The organism is Comamonas sp. 17RB, from assembly GCF_030056555.1.
In the GTDB taxonomy this organism is placed as follows: domain Bacteria; phylum Pseudomonadota; class Gammaproteobacteria; order Burkholderiales; family Burkholderiaceae_C; genus Comamonas; species Comamonas terrigena.
Genome location: NZ_JASHHY010000005.1, coordinates 25,774 through 44,854, shown reverse-complemented (window position 1 = coordinate 44,854; position 19,081 = coordinate 25,774). Strand labels below are relative to the sequence as shown.

The window sequence follows — 19,081 nt, the reverse complement described above, 5'->3', positions numbered from 1 at the left end:
ATTCGGAGAAAACTATGCGAATCCACGTTCAAGGCGCAGACATCTACGCCTACACCGGCGGCAAGGCCTTTGATGCCGCAAAACCCACCGCCATCTTCATCCACGGCGTGCTCTGCGACCACAGCGTCTGGGCACTGCAAAGCCGCTACATGGCCAACCACGGCTGGAACGTGCTGGCCCTGGACCTGCCCGGCCACTGCAAGAGCGGCGGCACGGCCCCCCGGTCGGTCGAAGACGCGGCTGCCTTCATCGGCCAGTTGATGGACGCGGCCGGCTTGCAGCAAGCGGCCCTGGTGGGCCACAGCTGGGGCAGCCTGATTGCCATGGAAGCCGCAGCCCGGCTGCAGGACCGCATCAGCCACCTGGTGCTGGTGGGCACCGCCTTCCCGATGAAGGTCGCGCCGGCGCTGCTGGATTCGGCGCTGAACACGCCGGAGAAGGCCATCGCCATGGTCAACACCTTCTCGCGCGCCACGCTGTCCCCACCCAATGGCGCGGGCAGCTGGGTATTTGGCGCCGGCATGGCCTTGGGCCGCCGGGTGCTGGCCAGCAATGCCGATGTCAACCTGCTGCATGCCGGCTTCACCGCCTGCGACAGCTATGCCGGCGGCGAAGCCGCCATGGGTGCGATCACCGCGCCGGTGCTGTTTGTGCTGGGCGAGCAGGACCAGATGACCCCGCCCAAGGCCGCCAAGGGCCTGGTCGACGCGGCCAAGGCCGCCGGGAAGGCGGTGAAGGTGCAGACGATTCCCAACGGCCACAACCAGATGACGGAATCGCCCGACCCCACGCTGTTCGCCATCCGTGACTTTCTGAAGTAGGCCCGGCCCGCGCCCTGCCTGCGGCAGGCAGGGCGCGCGTGCGCAGCCAGGCACGGTGCTGCGGCGAAAAGCCGCGCACGGTCTGCCACACTGCGCACCATGATTGCCGTCTTTCCCCGCTCCCACCCGCTGGCCGACACCGTGGCGCACGCCCGCAGCCTGGCGCTGACCGACCTGCCGCCGCGCCGCAGGCTGCAGCAGGCCGATGCGCTGGCCGACTGGAATGAGGCCCTGACCGCACTGCAGCACTTTGCCGCCAGCCAGGGCTATCAGGCGCCGCTGCAGCTGCAGGCCCATGCAGCGCTGGAAACCTACTGGCAATGGCAGTCTGCAGGGCACACCGCCTGCCAGTTGCTGGTCCATGGCATCGACCTGGGCTTGCCCGCTGCGGCGCTGCGCACCCTCTACCCCGGTTTTGCCGCGCTGTGGTGCGACATGGCCGCCGTGACCGACCACGCCCGCCACAGCATGGCGCAGGCCAGCGGCGCCCCCTATGGGGTGCCCGCCCCCCTTGCCACGCGCACGGCGGCCTACCGCGACGCCGTGCTGCTGATGGCGCTGGCCATCCTGCTGGATGTGCCGGACGAGATCCCCGCGCTGGTGGAACACGCCCTGGCCTTCGACACCGATCGCCTGCTGGACTACCTGAGCGCAGCGGCGCTGGATCTGGAGCAGGCCAGCGACGACCTCTTCCACCCGCGGCCCTACGGCGCACTGGCTGCGTTCTTTGACCAGCTGGGCGACGCCCTGCCCGATCCGCTGGTGGACTATCTGCAGTCCCAGTACAGCGACGTCCTGCACCTGCCTCCTGCGCAGCAAAAAGCCGGCGCGCCCTGGCTGGGCACCGGCTACTGGGCGCTGGAAGTGGGGGCGCTGTCGGTGCTGTACGGCTGGGACGATGCGGCGCTGCGCACCTGCCCGCACTACCCGGCCGATCTTGTGGACTTTGCGCGGGACCAGATGGACCCGCACGGGCTGTAGCGCGCGGCGCGGGCGCTGTGCACCGCAGGTGACCGCCCGTGGCGGGCCTGCGCCTGGTTACGCCGTGCAGCCGCCCTAGGCCAGCGGCTGCAGGAACTGCGCAATGCGCGCCACGATGCGTTCGGGCTGTTCGCGGTGCGGCACATGGCCACCGCCGGTCACGATCTCCTGCTCCACCGGCCCCGGCACCCAGCGTGCCAGGTTGCGCGGGTGCACCAGCGAGCCGTATTCGTCCTGCTCGCCATGGATGGCCAACACCGGGCAGCGCACCTGCTCCAGCGCCGGCTGCAGGCTGTAGCCGGCAAAGGCCGGCGACAGCCAGGTGTCCACCCAGGCCGACAGCACCCAGGCGGCCTTGTCGCCATGGTATTTGGAGAGGCGATCGAGCTGACCGGGCTGGGCAAACTGGTCGCGTGCCACGCGGATGCCTTCCAGCGTGCGGTCCTCGACAAAGGTCTGGGCGGACTCCGTCACCAGCGCCACGCACTGCTGCGGCCAGGCTGCGGCTACATGGGCCGCCATGCCGCCGCCCACGCTGTGACCCAGCACCACAAAGCGTTCCAGTGCCAGGGCCTGCCGCAGCGCGGCGAAGTCGCCTTGCGCTTCCCGGGCCACAAAGTCGGTCTCCAGCGGGCCGGGGGCAGCATCCGACAGGCCGAAGCCCAGCCGGTCATAAGCCAGCACCACGCGCTGCGTGGCGTCCGCCAGCTGCGCGGGAAAGTCACGCCACAGCGCCACGGAGCCCAGCGAGTCGTGCAGCAGCACGATGGGGGCGAGCGCGGGCGTTGCCGCGTCCACGGCGGCGGGCAGCCAGCGCTGCACCTGCAGCCCGCCACGGGCGGTGGCAAGGCGAAAAGATGGGGTGTTTGCAGTCATCACATCGGTACCAGCCAAAGCCACCGCCGCACGCCGGCGGTGGCCGAATGTCGGAGCCAGCGGCGCACCTGGGCAATCTCCCGCTGGTGCCGCCGATCGGTCCGCCGTATAAGAAACCCCGGAAGCCCGGGGCGCGTAGCCCGGGGCGGCCCGGGTGCAAATCCGGGGCGCATGTCCCGTCCACGAACCAGCATAGCCGCTTGCAGGCACAACCAGGAGCCCCACCATGGCCGACATCCCTGCCACGCCACCGTCCGGCGTCGCCCCTGCGACAGACACGGGCCGCCCTGCTGCGGCAGTGGACCCGCGCAGCCTGCACCGCTTTGCCGACTTCTATCCGTTCTACCTGTCCGAGCACAGCGACAGCCGCTGCCGGCGCCTGCATTTCCTGGGCTCCAGCCTGGGCCTGCTGTGTCTGGCGGCGGCGCTGTGGTGGCGCCAGCCCTGGTTCGTGCTGCTGGGCCTGGTGCTGGGCTATGCCTGCGCGTGGGTAGGCCATTTCGGCTTTGAGCACAACCGGCCTGCCAGCTTCAAGCGCCCGCTCTACAGCTTCCTGGGCGACTGGCGCATGTATGCCGATATGTGGCGGGGCAAGGTGCCGTTCTGAGCACTGCAGCAACCACCTAGGTTGCGTCAGGCGGGGCGGCAGACCTACCGCCCCTCGGATTCCGGGGAGGCAGTGCGCCCCCTCTTCAGCGGGGTGAATCGTCCCGGGGGGAACCGCTTCAGGGGGCGGTGGACGGTGTGGATGGTGCAGCCGACGCACTGGATGCGGGGGGTGCGGGCAAGGCCACCGCTGCGCTGCCGGGGCCGGATGCGGGCGTGCCCACTTCATCGCCCGGCAGGTTGCTGGGGATCTGCGGCAGCGCCTGGCGCAGCGTCATCTCCTCCCAGCCCGCGCGCTGCCACAGCACGGCCGTGCTGTCGCTGCGCACCAGCAGCAGCTGCGACAGCAGCGGCGCCAGCAAGGTGGTGTCGGGGTCGGCCAGCAGCACATAGCGCGGGTCGCTCTCTTCCAGGTAGGCCGTGCCGTTATCGGGCATGGCCCCCACCCAGCGCAGGGCGGTCAGCGCCTCCAGCGCCGGCTCCAGCTGCAGCCGGTCCACGCGCAGGCGTCTGGCCAGGGCCAGACCGGGCATGCCGCGCTGCATCTGGCCGCGCAGCGGCTCCAGCGCGGCCATGACTTCCAGCGCCAGCTCGAAATCCCAGCCCTGGTCGTCGGCCTTGCGCGCCATGCCGGTCAGCAGGCTGGGCAGGTAGGCGGCAATCACCGCCCCCAGCAGAAAGATCACCCAGCACACATAGATCCAGATCAGCAGAATCGGCAGCGTGGCAAAGGTGCCGTAGATGACCGAGTACGTGGGCACGCTGGCCAGGTACAGGCCCAGCACCTTCTTGGCCAGTGCCATGCCCAGGGCCACGAACAGCCCGCCGGCCCAGGCGTGGCGCCATTGGACCGGGGTGTTGGGCACGAAGTGGTAGAGCGCGGCCATGGCGGCCGACAGCAGCATGAATTCGACCGAGTTGAAGGCCCACTGCACGGCCGCCGGCAGCTCGGCCACCAGGCCTTTGGACGCCGACAGCACATAGGAGGTGGTGGCAATGCTCACCCCCATCAGCAGCGGACCCAGGGTCAGCACCGCCCAGTACACCAGCAGGCGCTGGCCCAGCGGGCGCAGGCGCTGCACGCGCCAGATGTCGTTGAGCGTGCGGTCCATGGTCAGGATCAGGCTGATCACCGTCACCGCCAGAAAGGCCAGACCCACAATCCCCAGCTGGCTGGCCTTGGAGGCGAACTGCATCAGGTAATTCATCACCTGGGCGGCAATCTCTTCGGGGATCAGGTTCTCGATCAGCCAGCGCTGCAGCATGCCCTGCAGCTTGGCAAAACTGGGGAAGGCGGTGAACACCGACAGCAGCACCGTGAAGAACGGCACCAGCGCCAGCAGCGTGGTGAAGGTGAGGCTGCTGGCCGTCAGGCCCAGGTGGTCCTGGTGGAAACGGCGCTGCAAGGTGGCCAGCGTGTTGCGCCACGGAAAGGTCTGGAGCGTCTGCAGCAGATGGCGCCAACGCATGCGAGCACGGTGAAGGGTCAAGGGCATGGCCCGTATGATGCCAGCCCCATGCAAACTGTCTCCCCACAAGAACCCGGCGGCGCGGTCGCCGCCACCCGCTGGCTGGCCGTCGGCAGCCTGCTGGGCCTGATCGTGCTGAGCGTGGCCTGGGAGCTCTGGCTGGCGCCGCTGCGGCCCGGCGGCTCCTGGCTGGTGCTCAAGGCGCTGCCGCTGTGCATCCCCCTGGTCGGCCTGCTCAAGCGCCGCATGTACACCTACCGCTGGGTGAGCCTGGTGGTGTGGCTGTACTTCACCGAAGGCGTGGTGCGCGCCTGGAGCGACAAGGCCCCCGGCAACTGGCTGGCCCTGGTGGAAATCGCCCTGTGCCTGCTGCTGTTTGTGGCCTGCGCCGCCCATGTGCGCTGGCGCCAGCGCGCGGCCAAGGCGGCTGCCGCCGCTGCATCGGCATCGGCGTAAAGCCCGTCCACCGCCGAAGGGGGCGCCTACCGCGGCGCGGGGTCCAGCACCATGCCGGCGCAGCGTGCCAGTGTCTGCACCTGCCGCACCAGGGCCTCGCACAGCAGCTGCGCGGCCGGTGACAGCGCCCGGCGCGGGCGCTGGATCAGCAGCGTGCGGCGCAGGATGTAGGGCGCATCCAGCAGGCGAAAACCCAGATCCCCCATGCCCGGGTGGCGTGCCGTCAGCGCAGGCACGATGGTCACCCCCAGGCCCAGGCGCACGGCTTCGAACAGCAGCGGCGGGTTGGACATGCGCAGCGGCGTCTGCAGCACATTCGCCGGCATGCCTGGCGCCGCCGCCAGCAACTGGCTGATGGCCGTGTCCGTGGTCAGCCCCACAAACGGCCGCGCGGCGATATCGGCCGCCACCAGGCGCGGTGCCTGCAGCAAAGGCTCGTCTTTGCGCGCCACCAGGCCCATCTGGTCGCTGACCAGCGGCTGGGTCACCAGCTCACCGCCGGCCGGGTGGGCGGCGCCCACACCGAAGTCCACCCAGCCGGCCTGCACCCGCTGGGCAATGCCTTCGGCGCTGTCTTCCACCAGGTCCACTTCGATGCCCGGGTACTGGGCATGCAAGGCCGGCAGCACCGGCAGCAGCAACACCGCCAGCACCGACGGCGCTGCGGCAATGCGTACCTTGCCGCGCCGGTGGGCGGCGAGGTCGCCCAGGTTCTGTATGCCCTGCTCCAGGGTGTCGAAGGCCTGGCGCACGTCCTGCCAGAAGGCCTGACCGGCGCTGGTCAGGCCCACGGTGCGCGTGGTGCGGTCGAACAGGCGCATGCCCACGGCCTCTTCCAGCTGGCGGATGGATTCGGACAGCGCCGACTGGGTGATGCACAGCTCCCGCGCCGCCGGGGCAAAAGCGCCCTGGCGCGCCACTTCATCAAAGGCGCGCAGCTGGCGCAGGCTGAGATTGTTCGGAAAAACTGGCATAGGCAAGCAATTTATTTCGATTGTGGCGAAGTCTGCCATGTTCTACGCTTGCGGCTTCGCGCTTTTCCCAGCCCCACACCCCGGTGCCGGGCTTAGGATGCCCCTGTTTTCCCTTTGTGCCGCGGCCGCCGCGGCTTTGCCAGCCATGACTTCCACTGATTTGCTCCACACCCTGCGCCAGACCCTTGGTGCCGCCCACGTTCTGACCGATGGCGATCTGACCGCCTATGAACAGGACTGGCGCAAGCGCGTGCGCGGCAAGGCCCTGGCCGTGGTGCGCCCCGGCAGCACGGCGGAAGTGGCGGCCGTGGTCAAGGCCTGCGCCGCCGCCGGCGTGCAGATCGTGCCCCAGGGCGGCAACACCGGCCTGTCGGTGGGCGCCACGCCCGATCAGACCGGCCAGCAGGTGGTGCTGAGCCTCACCCGCATGAACGCGGTGCGCCACATGGACCGCGACAACCTGAGCTTCACCGTCGAAGCCGGCTGCATTCTGCAGAACCTGCAGGATGTGGCGGACAAGGCCGGCCTGCTGTTCCCGCTGTCGCTGGCCGCCGAAGGCAGCTGCACCATTGGCGGCAACCTGGGCACCAACGCCGGCGGCACGCAGGTGGTGCGCTACGGCAATACGCGTGATCTGTGCCTGGGCCTGGAAGTGGTCACACCCCAGGGCGAGGTCTGGGATGGCCTGAAAGGCCTGCGCAAGGACAACACCGGCTACGACCTGCGCAATCTGTTCATCGGCAGCGAAGGCACGCTGGGCATCATCACCGCGGCCACCATGAAGCTGTTTCCCCAGCCGGCCGCACAGCTGACCGCCTTTGCAGCCGTGCCCAGCATGGAGGCCGCCGTGCGCCTGCTGGGCCTGTCGCACCAGCACCTGGGCGCGGGCCTGACGGGCTTCGAAGTGATGGGCCAGTTTGCCCTGTCCCTGGTGGTCAAGCACATGCCGCAGCTGCGCGTGCCGTTTGCCGACATGGGCGACACCGCCCCCTACTGCGTGCTGCTGGAAAACGCCGACAGCGAATCCGAACAGCATGCCCGGGAGCGCTTCGAGCACCTGCTGGAGCTGGCGTTCGAAGACGGCTGCGTGCTGGACGCCGTGGTGGCCGAGAGCCTGGCCCAGGCGCACGAGCTGTGGCATGTGCGTGAAAGCATTCCGCTGGCCCAGGCTGAGGAAGGGCTGAACATCAAGCACGACATCTCGATCGCTGCCTCGCGCATTCCCGCGTTCGTGGAACATGCCGATGCGGTGCTGCAGCGCGAGATTCCCGGCGTGCGCCTGGTGAACTTCGGCCACCTGGGCGACGGCAATCTGCACTACAACGTGCAGGTGCCCGAGGGCCAGGACGGCAAGGCGTTTCTGCGCGACAAGGAAGCCCTGGTCAACCACCTGGTCTACGAGGCGGTGGCCGAGTTCGGCGGGTCCTTCTCGGCCGAGCACGGCGTGGGCGCCCTGAAGGCCGACAAGCTGGAGAAGTACCAGTCGCCCGTGGCCCTGGGCATGATGCGTGCCATCAAGCACGCGCTGGATCCGCAGGGCATCATGAACCCCGGCGTGGTGCTGGCGCGCGACTGAGCGACTGACCTTCCCGCGCCAACGCCAACACAGCGCACAGGGCGCAGGCCACCGAGTAGCGGGCCAGCGCCCGGCTTCGCTACACGCTGGAAGCCTGGTTGCGGCGCAGTTCCTGGCGGTTGCTGCGCATGGTGCGCACATCGCGCGGCCAGTCCAGCGTGATGCTGGCGGGGTCGCGCCAGTCGCGCTCTTGGCCGGCATGCACCAGCCACACGCGCAGCGCGTTCTGGGCCGGGTCGACCACCACGGCCGCCTGCTCGTCGCCGCCTTCATGCGGCTTGTTGCCGGTGATGTAGAGCAGATCGCCCTCCTGCACCAGCGGGCCGGAGGTGCCCAGGTTGGTCAGCAGTACCGCGTAGTCGTCTCCCAGCAGGCGTTGCAGCCGTTCGGCCAGCGCGCCCTGGCGCAGGTAGTCGGCGCGCTCGCCCGGGTAGCTGCCCACCAGCGGGCGCAGGCCGGCCAGCGTGGCCGGTGGGGCCACGGCCTGGCCCTGCTGCGCCGCCGTGGGCAGTGCAGGTGCCGCGTCCTGCGCCACGGGTTTGGGTTGGGTGGGCTCACAGCCCGCCAGCGCCAGGCCCAGCAGCACGGCAGCCAGTGCCGCCTGAGGGCGGGTGCGGTGACAACGGGAGCATGTCATAAGCGTCCTCCTGTGGTGCTGCGCATTGCGGGCGGCGGCCTCTCTCAAAAACCATAGCTGCCCGTGCGCTCTGTATTTGTACCATCCCCATTCTGAATACAACAACTTGCCGCATGCACGGCAAGTTGCAAGCAGATGCAACGGCTGCTTGTCCGGGCTGGAGCTTGTCCGGGCTGGACGTGCCGGCTCTGCATCAATGGCACACTGACGCCCTGCTCCCGCCCGCGGGGGTTCACATTTGTAGACGATTCCTTCCGCCATGAGCCCTACCTCCTCCTTGTCCCGCCCCGTGCGTTCCCAGTACGAAGATTTCATGCGCCATGTGTATGAACATGGCGTCAGCAAGGGGGACCGCACCGGCACCGGCACGCGCAGCGTGTTCGGCCACCAGATGCGTTTTGACCTGAGCGAAGGCTTCCCGCTGGTCACCACCAAGAAGGTGCATCTGAAATCCATCATCAACGAACTGCTGTGGTTTCTGCGCGGCGACAGCAACGTGAAATGGCTGCAGGAACGCGGCTGCACCATCTGGGACGAGTGGGCGCGCGAAGACGGCAGCCTGGGCCCGGTGTATGGCGTGCAGTGGCGCAGCTGGCCCAAGGCCGATGGCACGCACATCGACCAGATTGCCGAGGTGGTGAAGCAGCTCCAGCACAACCCGGACAGCCGCCGCATCATCGTCAGCGCCTGGAACGTGGCCGATCTGGACCAGATGGCACTGATGCCCTGCCATGCCTTCTTCCAGTTCTACGTGGCCAACGGCAAGCTGAGCTGCCAGCTCTACCAGCGCAGCGCCGACATCTTTCTGGGCGTGCCGTTCAACATCGCCAGCTATGCGCTGCTGACCCATATGCTGGCCCAGCAATGCAATCTGGAGGTGGGCGACTTCATCTGGACCGGCGGCGACTGCCACATCTACAACAACCACTTCGAGCAGGTCGAAACCCAGCTGGCACGCCAGCCCCTGGCCTATCCCACCCTGCACATCAAGCGCAAGCCGGACTCCATCTTCGACTACGCCTACGAAGACTTCGAAGTGGTGGGCTACGAACACCACCCGGCCATCAAGGCCCCGGTGGCGGTGTAAGCACGGCAGCCTGGCTGCCGGACACCTTGCCAGCCTCCAGCCTGCCCGTTGCGGCAGGCTTTTTCATTCCCCCGCGGCGCGTGCCAACCCCGCCACAGGCCGCCGCGCCGCACCATCACCGACAATGCCGGCTGCGTGCACCCGCCGCCGCCCGAACCCGCAGAAAGCCACCCCATGTCCTTGACCGTGAACCTGATCTACGCCCGCGCCGCCAATGGCGTCATTGGCAAGGACAACGCCATGCCCTGGCACCTGCCGGAGGATCTGGCGCATTTCAAGGCACTGACCCAGGGCCACCCGGTCATCATGGGCCGCAAGACCTGGGACTCCCTGCCCCCGCGCTTTCGCCCACTGCCCGGGCGCACCAACATCGTCGTCACCCGCCAGGCGGACTGGCAACCCGACCCGGCCAATGACAGCACGCTGCGCGCCGACAGCCTGGACGCCGCGCTGCAGGCCGCTGCCCGCCACGGCGACAGCGTGTGGGTGATGGGCGGCGCACAGATCTACGCTCAGGCCCTGCCCCTGGCCCAGCGCGTGGAAGTGACCATCATCCACCAGGACTTCGACGGCGACGCCCACGCCCCGGTGCTGGATGCCCAATGGACCGAGGCCGCGCGCAGCGACCATGTCAGCGCCAAAGGCCTGGCCTACAGCTTTGTGACCTATACCCGCCAGGGCTGAGCCGGCACAGCCGCGCACAGTAGCCCGCGCCCGGGCTGTGGCAAGAAAACCGGCAGCTGTCGCCGTGGTTTCCTACGTGAAAACCCGGTGTCACCTGCAGGATCGCGGTGTCAATCGGATGACGGCACAATGTTATGCTGCATAGCAACATAACCAGAATTTCCATCGCCACCAGCCCGTTCCATGAGCCTGATCCACACTCTCCCATCCGGCCCACTGGATGTCGTGGGCGACATCCATGGGGAGCTGAGCGCCCTGCGCGACCTGCTGCGCCACCTGGGCTACGACCGCTGGGGTGAGCACCCCCAAGGCCGCAAGCTGGTGTTTGTGGGCGATTTCTGCGACCGCGGCCCCGACAGCCCGGCCGTGCTGGAATGGGTGCAGACCCTGGTGGAACGCGGCAACGCCTGTGCCGCACTGGGCAACCACGAAATCAATCTGCTGCGCGAAGACCCGAAAGACGGTTCGGGCTGGTACTTTGACGTGCGCTACCAGACCGACCAGGTCAAGTACGCGCCCTTCAACCGCCCCTCCGATGGCCAGCGCGAGCGCATTGTGGATTTCCTGTCCACGCTGCCACTGGGCCTGGAGCGCGAGGACCTGCGCATCATCCATGCCGCCTGGGTACAGCCCCAGGTGGATGCGGCGCGTGCCATGCCGGCCGGCCAGGTGCGCCACGAATATGACCGCTGGGAGCTGGAGGCGGCCCGCATCGCCCGCGAGAGCTCGATCGCTGCCCGCATGCAGCAGGAGCGCCGCGACTGGCCTCACAGCCTGGAAGACCGCGACCATGTGCCGCCCTTCCTGCCCGCGCACTCGGAAAACGAGCTGAACAAGGGCATGGTCAACCCCCTGAAGGTGCTGTGCACCGGCGTGGAGCGCGCGGCCGGCACGCCGTTCTTTGCCGGCGGCAAATGGCGCTTTGTGGAACGCGTTGCCTGGTGGAACCAGTACACCGAAGACGTGCCCGTGATCGTGGGCCACTACTGGCGCCGCCTGCATCCGCCGGAAAACCCGGTGCACGGCAAGCAGGAAGAAGAGCTGTTCGGCCACACCGCGCCCACGGCCTGGCATGGCGCCCGGCGCAATGTGTTCTGTGTGGACTATTCGGTGGGCGGGCGCTGGGTCTCCCGCCGTGCGGGCGAGCCGCTGCAGTCGCGCTTCAAGCTGGCGGCGCTGCGCTGGCCCGAGCGCGATCTGGTGTTCGACGACGGCACCGTGCTGCCCACACTGGCCTTCCAGGACACGGCGCCGGCCCTCTGAGCCAGGGCGCGGTCAAAGCCAAGCTGCACCGCAGCGTGCGGCAGACGGCAGACCGTGACCACGCCGTGCCGCCGCAACAGGCGGCTTTTTTACGCCGGCTTGCCGCTCAGCAGCGCGTCGATCAAGGCCAGCTGCCGCAGCGCCGCCTGGTGCTGGGGCACGGTGCGCTGGGTCCATTCATGTTCGGCCAGCGGCTGCACGCTGCATTCGCCGGGCAGCGCGTGGCCGCCGTCGATCAGCGCGTGCAGGCGCGGCACAAACACCCATTGCAGCCATTCTTCGATCTGCAGCGTGTCGTACATAAAGGGCATGGTCGAGGCCATGGCCTGCTCGCTGGGCGGCAGGGCGCCCCACAGACCGGCGCTGCGCATCTCGGCTTCGAGCTGCTGCAGCTGGGTGCGCAAGGACTGGTGTTGCGGGGTCAGGGAAGAGCTTGCATTCATGGTGACATTGTCGCGGCTTTGGCATGCCCTGATGGCGGGTGGGCATGCAGGCGGCCGATGGCCATCTCCCCTGCCCTGCCCGATATCCGGCCGCCCGGGCAGGGGCGGCACGGGCTACGCCGTGGTGGCAGGCTCGGGCGACACCGCCTGGGCCTGGGCAGCAGGGTGGGCTGGGGGGATGGCGGTATCTGCCGCCGTACCGGGCCCGGTGCCGCCGCCCCCCGCCACGGCGGTCTTGGCGGGTTCGAAATAGTCCACCAGCTGGTTCAGTTCCACCGCCGTGCGCTTGAGCTCTTCCGAGGCCTGCCAGGCACGCTGGGCTTCGCCCCGGTTTTCCACGATCAGCTCGGCCACCTGGCGCATGGCGCCGGCCACCTCGTCGGCGCCAAAAGCCGTCAGGCGGGTGGCGGTGGCCAGTTCGCGGGTGTCGGCCGCCAGCGCCAGCCCGCCATCCCCCTGCACGCTGGCGGCCAGGTGCATCAGGCGTTCGGCGCGCTCGCTAAGGTCGCTGGTTTCGGCGACGGCGGCGTCCAGCGAACGGATGGCGGAATAGACCCGGTCGTGCTGCTCCTCGGAATGCTCGGTCACCTCGTACAGCGCAATGTTCAGCGTGGCGCAGTGGCGGTGGATGCGCCGCGCCGCCAGCGCGATCTCGTCGATCATCACCTTCAGGTGCAGCTGCATCACGGCGGCGGCATGGTTGAGCTGGCCGCTTTCGCCGGTACCGGACAGATCGATCTCGCCCTGCAGATCGCCCTGGGCAATGCGGTTCAGGCGGCGGATGGAGGCGTTGAGCGGGTTGACGATGCCACGGATGAACATATGCCCCACCAGCGCCACCACCAGCAGCCCGAACACAATGCCGGCGATGGCGAAATGGCGGATGCGGGCGTTGCGGTCCAGCGTGTCGTCGTATGCAGTGCGCGCGGCCACCGTCAGCGCGTTGCGCAGCCCCCCGGCAGCGGCCGTGGCGGCCTGCTCCAGCGGCAGCACCGTCTGGGCCACCAGTTGATCCACTTTGACCGGGTCGTCGTGCGCCGCCGCCCGCTCCACCAGGCGCAGACCGTCGTCGGTGTAGCGGGTCAGTGCGGTGGTCAGCAGGTCTTTTTGCTGGGCCACCTGGGCATCCATACCGGTCAGCTGCCCTAGCAGGGCGTGGATTTCATCGCGGTTGGCGCGCAGCTTGGTGATCTGACCATCCAGAGCCTCTTGGGCACCGCCCTGAACACCCTCGCGCCGGGCCAGCCGGATCTCCAGCATGGTGGCGCGGCTGTCGCTCAGACGTGCCTCGATCTTGCCGATGGCGGCCACCGGCTGCAGCTGGGCCTGGTAGAGCTGGGTCAAGGCATCGTCGGCCAGGGTCAGGCCGCCAATGCCCAGGGCACCGCCAGCCAGCATCAGGAACGCCACGAACAGGCTGCCGGCGCGCATGCCGCTGCGTATGCCCAGCCAGGCCGGCAGGCGCGCACGCGGCTGGAAGGTGCCGGCCGCCATGGCACGGTACAGGCCTTTGGCGGCATCGATGGCCGCCGCCGTCGCATGCTTGCGCACCGACATATAGCCGATCACCTGGTCGTGCCGCGTGATGGGTACCACGCAAGCGTCCACCCAGTAGTAGCCGCCGTCCTTGCAGCGGTTCTTGACGATGCCGCGCCAGGGCTTGCCGCTTTGCAGGGTGCGCCACATGTCCTCGAAGGCGGCAGGCGGCATGTCCGGATGGCGCACGATGTTGTGGCTGCGACCCAGCAGCTCGTCCAGCGTGTAGCCGCTGATCTCCACGAAGGCTTCGTTGGCGTAGGTGATGACGCCTTTCAGATCGGTCTTGGAGACCAGGGTGACACCGGGAGGAATCGCGGTATGCCGTGTCGTCACGGGCAGGTTCTGCTTCATGGAGGAGGCTTTCTCAGGATTGCATCCACAGGCGCTTGAGCACCAGGGCGGCCGAGCGGCAGTCTTCGACGCGCAGCGAGCCGGTGATGTCGTGGGCCGGGTCGGTCGAGTCGCGGTATTGCGGGCGCAGGATGGGCATGCCGCTGCTGTCGTACAGGCTCCACAGATCAATGGATTCGTTGAGTTTCTGGCGCGAGCGCACCACGGCGAATTCACCGTTCGCCAACCGCACCAGAGTGCCAGGCGGGTGCATGGTCAGGGTCTTGATCGACAGCTGCACCAGCGGGTCGTCATACAGGCGCACCCGGTCCAGGAACAGGGCCTTGAGCGCATCGCGCGGAAACTGCCCGGCGCGGTTGGGCCGGGGCGTGACCATGGCGGCATAGGAGTCGGCAATCGCCAGCAGGCGCGCACCGGGCAGGATGGCGTCGCCGCTGAGCCCGCGCGGGTAGCCCGAACCGTCAAAGCGCTCGTGGTGCTGGCGCACCAGCTCCAGCCACAGGGTGTCGGTCACGCCCATCTCCGCCAGCAGTGCGGCCGAGCGGTCGGGGTGGCTGCGCACCAGGGCCGCCTGCTGCGGCGTCAGCGCACCGGCCTGCTGGTCCAGCTGGGCCTGCACCGGCAGCAGCGACAGATCCCGCGTCAGGGCCGCGCAGGCCAGCGACAGGCGGTCGGACTCGGCCAGGCCCAGCTCGCGTGCGGCCATTTCCACCAGCGTGGCGCCGAGCAGTTGCTGGATCACCAGATACGGGTGCTGGCGGTCCAGGTGCAGGGCGGCCAGCAGGGCATCGGCATCCTCGTCGCAGGCATCCAGAATGCCGTGGGCCAGGCCCAGGATGACCGGGCGCAACTCGGTCTTGAGCGTCGCCGCCTGCAGGTGGGCGTGCAGGCGCTTGAGGGTCATGGCCAGCCGGTCGGCCCGGATGAACACCGGATCGCTGGTGGGCACGGCCACCGCGCATTCGGGCAGGGCCAGCGTGGGCTGTTGCGACGGATCGGGCGGCGGCTCCGGGGCATAGGCGCCCCGCGCCAGCAAGGCGTTGATGTGGCGCGGAATGCTGAGCACATAGCCTTCCCGAAACAGCAGATTGCCATCCTCGTCGTACAACGGCCACGGCAGTGGCTCGTTTAGTACCAAATCGCTTTGGAGGATGCGTCGCATGTCAAAGATCAGCCCGTCAAAGATGAGAAGGCCGTTTTTTATGCGATCCATCAGCAATGCGCAGACACATTTATTAACAGTTTGATACTTATCAATATTGCGCCGCAACACGCATCAATGCTAGCTATTGCGCTAGCGAAATTGATAGTTGCTGCGATTTTGGGTGCTGCAAAGGCCCATCCGGCGGGTGCTGGCGGCCCGTATTCGACCCGTAGAGCGCCTTGACCCTCCGGCTTCTGGCACGGTCCCCGAGTCCCTGCCGCAGCGCAGACAAGGCCCTTTTCGCCGAAGGCGGTGGTGCGCCGTGGACGCACTGCGGTGGCCGTCACCGCTCACAGCCCCGCCATCCGGCAGGTGGCTGCGGGCTTTGCCCAAAGGCCTGTACCGTCTCCCTACAATGGCTGGCAAAGGGGTGGGCTGCAGCCAAGCGGCGCCGCCTCCCCCTTCGCCCTCTCTCTACGGCATGGGCCCCGGTACGCACCGCGTGCCCTGCCCACCCTTCTCTTCCCGATTGAGCACCCCATGAAAATAGCAACGTGGAACGTCAACTCCCTGTCCGTGCGCCTGCCGCAGGTGCTGGCCTGGCTGCAGGACAACCCGGTCGATGCACTGGGCCTGCAAGAGCTCAAGCTCACCGATGACAAATTCCCCTTCGACGCCTTGCAGGCCGCCGGCTACCACGCCGTGGCCCATGGCCAGAAAACCTACAACGGCGTTGCCATCCTGAGCCGCCATCCGCTGCGCGATGTGGTGCGCAACATTCCCAGTCTGGACGATGCCCAGGCCCGCACCATTGCCGCGACGCTGGACACGCCCGAAGGCCCGGTGCGCCTGGTCAACGGCTACTTCGTCAACGGCCAGGCGCCGGGCACGGACAAGTTCGCCTACAAGATGCAGTGGCTGCAGGCCCTGCACGACTGGGTGCAGGCCGAAATGGCCCAGCACCCGCAGTTTGTGCTGGTGGGTGACTTCAATGTGGCGCCGGAAGACCGCGACTCCTTCGACCCCGTGGGGCTGAAGGACACCATCCACCACACCGTGGAAGAGCGCACGCATTTCCAGGCCCTGCTGAACCTGGGCCTGACCGATGCCTTCCGCATGTTCGAGCAGCCGGAGAAAAGCTACTCCTGGTGGGACTACCGCATGCTGGGCTTCCAGAAGAACCGCGGCCTGCGCATCGACCACATTCTGGTCAGCGACGCCGTGCGCCAGCGCACCGCGGCCTGCCACATCGACCGCTTGCCGCGCAAGAACCCGCAGCCCAGCGACCACACGCCCGTGGTGCTGGAACTGCGTTAAGCCCGGCCCCGTTGTGCCCCAGCGCCCCAGCCAGCGGGGCGCACCACCTGCCAGAACGCCTCCACACTGCCGCCACAACGCACAACGCCCTTGCGGGCACAGCCCGCAAGGGCGTTGTTGTATGCAGCCACGCAAAAAGGCAGTGGGATGGATCGCGCGGAGATTCAGCCGCGTTCCATCCAGTGCTGGCGCACCCACTGCAGCTTGGCATGGTGCAGCTGCAGACGGTGCTGCTGGCGCTGCAGCAGGCTGGAGGGCTCCGGCGACAGCGCCACCGTGGCCAGCAAGACGGGGTACAGGGCCAGCATCTGCTGTTCACGTTCGGCACACAGCTGCAGCACGCGTTCGGTGTTCACCTCCTGCACCCAGGAGCGCAGCCAGGTTCCGCCGTAATGCAGGCTGGTGCCGATGCGCAGCAAGGGGTCGGCCCAGTCCCGCACGCTGCGTGCAGCGGGCGCCAGTTCGCCGGAAAACTCCTGCAGCATGGCCAGATGGCGGTCCACGACCTGGCGCACGAACGCGGTCGGCGGAGGGTCGGCTCTGCCCAGCAGCAAGGTCAGGTCATGGGCGGTATGCAGCTGCAGGCGGTAGAGGGGGCGCAGCAATGCGCCGTCCTGGCGGTCGTTGGCCCGCACAGCCATGTTGCGGCCCTGGCGCTGGCGGGCACGCAGCCAGGCGCCATACACTGCATCGCGCACCTGCACCCATTCCAGCAGGCTGCTGGTGTCGTGCGCTTCCCAACGGCGTTCCAGCTCCTGTTCGATCTGGGCGAATTCGGAGGCCTTGAAATCGAAGGCGGCCTGCCAGCCCATGGCATAGGCCGGGCGGTACTGGTCGTAGCCGCGGCCCGTCACATAGTACGGCGCGTGGATGTAGGTGTCGTGCCAGAAGGCATCTTCCTGCACGGCGGCCGCACCGTCGCGCAGCGGGTGGTAGCGCCCATTGGCGGCCGGTTGCTCCGCATGGCCTCCCAGCAGTCGGTGGCCGTCAGGCGCCACGATTCCGGAGCGAAAGCTCTGCGGTGCGCGTGCACCCAGGCTGTCCGGCTGGAATTTGTGCGGTAGAGGAAGGGCTTTGCCCATGGGGAAATGACTCCGAAACCAAATAAGTGCCGATGGAGTCGATATTGTCAAAAACTGTCCCTCTCCCCGGGGTCAGTCTGCACTCGCAACCCTTGTAGGACAGTGTTGCGCTGCACGCACAGGGCGGGCCCACGGAACCGCCAGCGCAGGCCGGCCGCATCCGTGGGGTGGCCCATGGCGCTTATTCGCCGGCGTCTTCCAGACCCAGTTCCTGGATTTTGCGGGTGATGGTGTTGCGGCCGATACCCAGACGCTGCGCAGCCTCCATGCGGCGGCCGTGGGTCACGCCCAGGGCCGCGCGGATCAGGCGCGACTCGAAGCGGCGGCTGAGGGCGTCCCAGACCTCGGTATGACCGGCCGCCAGCAGACGCGTGGCCTCGGCCGACAGGCCGTCATCCCACAGGGCGGCCACTGCCGCCTCCACTGCACCGGCGCCGACCGCGTGCGATGCCGGCAGATAGGACTCCACACCGCGTGCCGCAGGCAACTCCGGCGTGTAATCCCCCGCAGCGTTGGCCACGGGCACGGGACGGTGTTCCGCCACCACGGCCTCGACCGCCGGCGCGCTGGCCGGGGTGTGCAGCACTTCCGGCGGCAGGTCCTGTACCGAGATCACCTGGGCCGGGGCCATCACCGTCAGCCAGTGGCAGATGTTTTCCAGCTGGCGCACATTGCCGGGGAAGCTGAACTGCGTCAGCCGCTGCAGCGCCTCCGGCGCAATGCGCTTGGGCTCCACGCCCAGCTGCTTGGCGCTTTTCTGCAGGAAGTGGCGTGCCAGCATGGGCACGTCTTCGCCGCGTTCGCGCAGCGATGGCAGGCGCAGCCGGATCACGTTCAGGCGGTGGAACAAGTCTTCGCGGAACACGCCATCCTTGACGCGCAGCTCCAGATCCTGGTGGGTCGCGGCGATCACGCGCACGCTGGTCTTGACGGCCGAGTGGCCGCCCACGCGGTAGAAATGCCCGTCCGACAGCACGCGCAGCAAGCGGGTCTGCAGCTCGAACGGCATGTCGCCGATTTCGTCCAGGAACAGCGTGCCGCCTTCGGCCTGCTCGAAGCGGCCGCGGCGCTGGGTCTGCGCGCCGGTGAAGGCGCCGCGCTCATGGCCGAACAGCTCGGATTCCAGCAGGTCCTTGGGGATGGCAGCGGTGTTGATGGCCACGAACGGTCCATTGGCCACGGGCGAATGCTTGTGCAGCGCGCGGGCCACCAGTTCCTTGCCGGAGCCGGATTCGCCGGTGATCAGCACCGTCACCAGGCTTTGGCTCAGGCGGCCGATGGCGCGGAACACGTCCTGCATGGCGGGCGCCTGGCCCAGCATTTCGGGCATGGCGGACTGGCGCTCTTCGGCCACCTGTTCGCGGCTGCTTTCCTCGACCGCACGGCGGATCAGGGCCACGGCCTTGGGCAGGTCGAACGGCTTGGGCAGGTATTCGAAGGCGCCGCTCTGGAAGGCGGAGACGGCGCTGTCCAGGTCGGAGTACGCCGTCATGATGATGACGGGCAGCTCCGGGTCTTTCTCGCGCACCTGCTCCAGCAGCTGCAGACCGCTGCCGCCGGGCATGCGAATGTCGCTGACCAGCACCTGCGGGCCCTGACGTGCCGGGTCCCCGGCGGGCAAGGCGCTCAGCGCCTCCAGCACTTCACGCGGGTTGGTGAAGCTGCGCGTGGCCAGGTTTTCACGGGCCAATGCCTTTTCCAGGACGAAGCGGATCGAGGGGTCGTCATCTACTATCCAGATCGGCTTCATGTTCGCGTAACCCTTTTCTTTCTAT

General features: G+C 68.0%; 18 protein-coding genes. 9 read left to right on the top strand and 9 right to left on the bottom strand.

Going from position 1 to position 19,081, the window contains the following annotated elements:
• Positions 1 to 14 precede the first annotated feature (14 nt).
• Positions 15 to 821, top strand: coding sequence for an alpha/beta fold hydrolase (locus tag QM470_RS10350; RefSeq protein ID WP_280013145.1), 807 nt, complete (start codon positions 15 to 17; stop codon positions 819 to 821).
• A 99-nt stretch (positions 822 to 920) separates the two neighbouring features.
• Positions 921 to 1,802 (top strand): PoNe immunity protein domain-containing protein, encoded by an 882-nt coding sequence (locus tag QM470_RS10345; protein ID WP_283339205.1) that lies wholly within the window; start codon positions 921 to 923, stop codon positions 1,800 to 1,802.
• 75 nt (positions 1,803 to 1,877) lie between these two features.
• Here QM470_RS10345 and QM470_RS10340 read toward each other — a convergent pair whose 3' ends face one another.
• Positions 1,878 to 2,678, bottom strand: a complete 801-nt coding sequence (locus tag QM470_RS10340; protein ID WP_283339204.1) for an alpha/beta fold hydrolase — start codon at positions 2,676 to 2,678, stop codon at positions 1,878 to 1,880.
• 226 nt (positions 2,679 to 2,904) lie between these two features.
• Here QM470_RS10340 and QM470_RS10335 point away from each other — a divergent pair, with 226 nt between their 5' ends.
• Positions 2,905 to 3,285, top strand: a complete 381-nt coding sequence (locus QM470_RS10335) for an Mpo1-like protein (protein ID WP_280013139.1) — start codon at positions 2,905 to 2,907, stop codon at positions 3,283 to 3,285.
• Between the two features lie 118 nt (positions 3,286 to 3,403).
• Here the strand turns inward: QM470_RS10335 and QM470_RS10330 are convergent, their stop codons facing one another.
• Positions 3,404 to 4,753, bottom strand: a complete 1,350-nt coding sequence (locus tag QM470_RS10330; RefSeq protein ID WP_283339203.1) for a YihY family inner membrane protein — start codon at positions 4,751 to 4,753, stop codon at positions 3,404 to 3,406.
• A 48-nt stretch (positions 4,754 to 4,801) separates the two neighbouring features.
• On the opposite strand from QM470_RS10330, the gene QM470_RS10325 reads away from it, so the two are divergent.
• A complete protein-coding gene (locus QM470_RS10325) occupies positions 4,802 to 5,209 on the top strand; it encodes a DUF2069 domain-containing protein (protein ID WP_280013134.1) in 408 nt (135 codons plus the stop codon).
• Between the two features lie 26 nt (positions 5,210 to 5,235).
• Here the strand turns inward: QM470_RS10325 and QM470_RS10320 are convergent, their stop codons facing one another.
• Positions 5,236 to 6,183: a LysR family transcriptional regulator gene (locus tag QM470_RS10320; RefSeq protein WP_283339202.1), complete on the bottom strand. Its 948-nt coding sequence runs from the start codon at positions 6,181 to 6,183 to the stop codon at positions 5,236 to 5,238.
• A gap of 145 nt (positions 6,184 to 6,328) precedes the next feature.
• Here QM470_RS10320 and QM470_RS10315 point away from each other — a divergent pair, with 145 nt between their 5' ends.
• Positions 6,329 to 7,759: an FAD-binding oxidoreductase gene (locus tag QM470_RS10315; RefSeq protein ID WP_280013132.1), complete on the top strand. Its 1,431-nt coding sequence runs from the start codon at positions 6,329 to 6,331 to the stop codon at positions 7,757 to 7,759.
• Positions 7,760 to 7,838: 79 nt separating this feature from the next.
• On the opposite strand, the gene QM470_RS10310 is transcribed toward QM470_RS10315, so the two are convergent.
• A complete protein-coding gene (locus QM470_RS10310; protein WP_283339201.1) occupies positions 7,839 to 8,396 on the bottom strand; it encodes an Ivy family c-type lysozyme inhibitor in 558 nt (185 codons plus the stop codon).
• A gap of 259 nt (positions 8,397 to 8,655) precedes the next feature.
• Here QM470_RS10310 and QM470_RS10305 point away from each other — a divergent pair, with 259 nt between their 5' ends.
• The 3 genes from QM470_RS10305 (at position 8,656) to QM470_RS10295 (ending at position 11,430) form a co-directional block, all read left to right on the top strand.
• Positions 8,656 to 9,483, top strand: coding sequence for a thymidylate synthase (locus QM470_RS10305; protein WP_283339200.1), 828 nt, complete (start codon positions 8,656 to 8,658; stop codon positions 9,481 to 9,483).
• A 174-nt stretch (positions 9,484 to 9,657) separates the two neighbouring features.
• A complete protein-coding gene (locus QM470_RS10300; protein WP_502846829.1) occupies positions 9,658 to 10,167 on the top strand; it encodes a dihydrofolate reductase in 510 nt (169 codons plus the stop codon).
• Between the two features lie 183 nt (positions 10,168 to 10,350).
• The gene (locus QM470_RS10295; RefSeq protein WP_280013129.1) at positions 10,351 to 11,430 is read left to right on the top strand and encodes a metallophosphoesterase; all 1,080 of its coding nucleotides are present in this window, start codon (positions 10,351 to 10,353) and stop codon (positions 11,428 to 11,430) included.
• 89 nt (positions 11,431 to 11,519) lie between these two features.
• On the opposite strand, the gene QM470_RS10290 is transcribed toward QM470_RS10295, so the two are convergent.
• The 3 genes from QM470_RS10290 to QM470_RS10280 form a co-directional block, all read right to left on the bottom strand.
• Entirely contained in the window at positions 11,520 to 11,873 is a 354-nt protein-coding gene (locus QM470_RS10290; RefSeq protein ID WP_218331493.1) for a YqcC family protein, read from the bottom strand.
• A 114-nt stretch (positions 11,874 to 11,987) separates the two neighbouring features.
• Positions 11,988 to 13,763: a methyl-accepting chemotaxis protein gene (locus tag QM470_RS10285; protein ID WP_283339199.1), complete on the bottom strand. Its 1,776-nt coding sequence runs from the start codon at positions 13,761 to 13,763 to the stop codon at positions 11,988 to 11,990.
• 13 nt (positions 13,764 to 13,776) lie between these two features.
• Complete coding sequence (locus tag QM470_RS10280; RefSeq protein ID WP_283339198.1) at positions 13,777 to 14,925, bottom strand: HD-GYP domain-containing protein; 1,149 nt, start codon at positions 14,923 to 14,925, stop codon at positions 13,777 to 13,779.
• A 522-nt stretch (positions 14,926 to 15,447) separates the two neighbouring features.
• Here QM470_RS10280 and xth point away from each other — a divergent pair.
• Positions 15,448 to 16,224, top strand: coding sequence for an exodeoxyribonuclease III (gene xth / locus QM470_RS10275; protein ID WP_283339197.1), 777 nt, complete (start codon positions 15,448 to 15,450; stop codon positions 16,222 to 16,224).
• A gap of 164 nt (positions 16,225 to 16,388) precedes the next feature.
• On the opposite strand, the gene QM470_RS10270 is transcribed toward xth, so the two are convergent.
• Positions 16,389 to 17,306: a hypothetical protein gene (locus tag QM470_RS10270; RefSeq protein WP_283339196.1), complete on the bottom strand. Its 918-nt coding sequence runs from the start codon at positions 17,304 to 17,306 to the stop codon at positions 16,389 to 16,391.
• A gap of 181 nt (positions 17,307 to 17,487) precedes the next feature.
• Positions 17,488 to 19,056, bottom strand: coding sequence for a nitrogen regulation protein NR(I) (ntrC, locus tag QM470_RS10265; RefSeq protein ID WP_280013124.1), 1,569 nt, complete (start codon positions 19,054 to 19,056; stop codon positions 17,488 to 17,490).
• Positions 19,057 to 19,081: the final 25 nt, after the last annotated feature.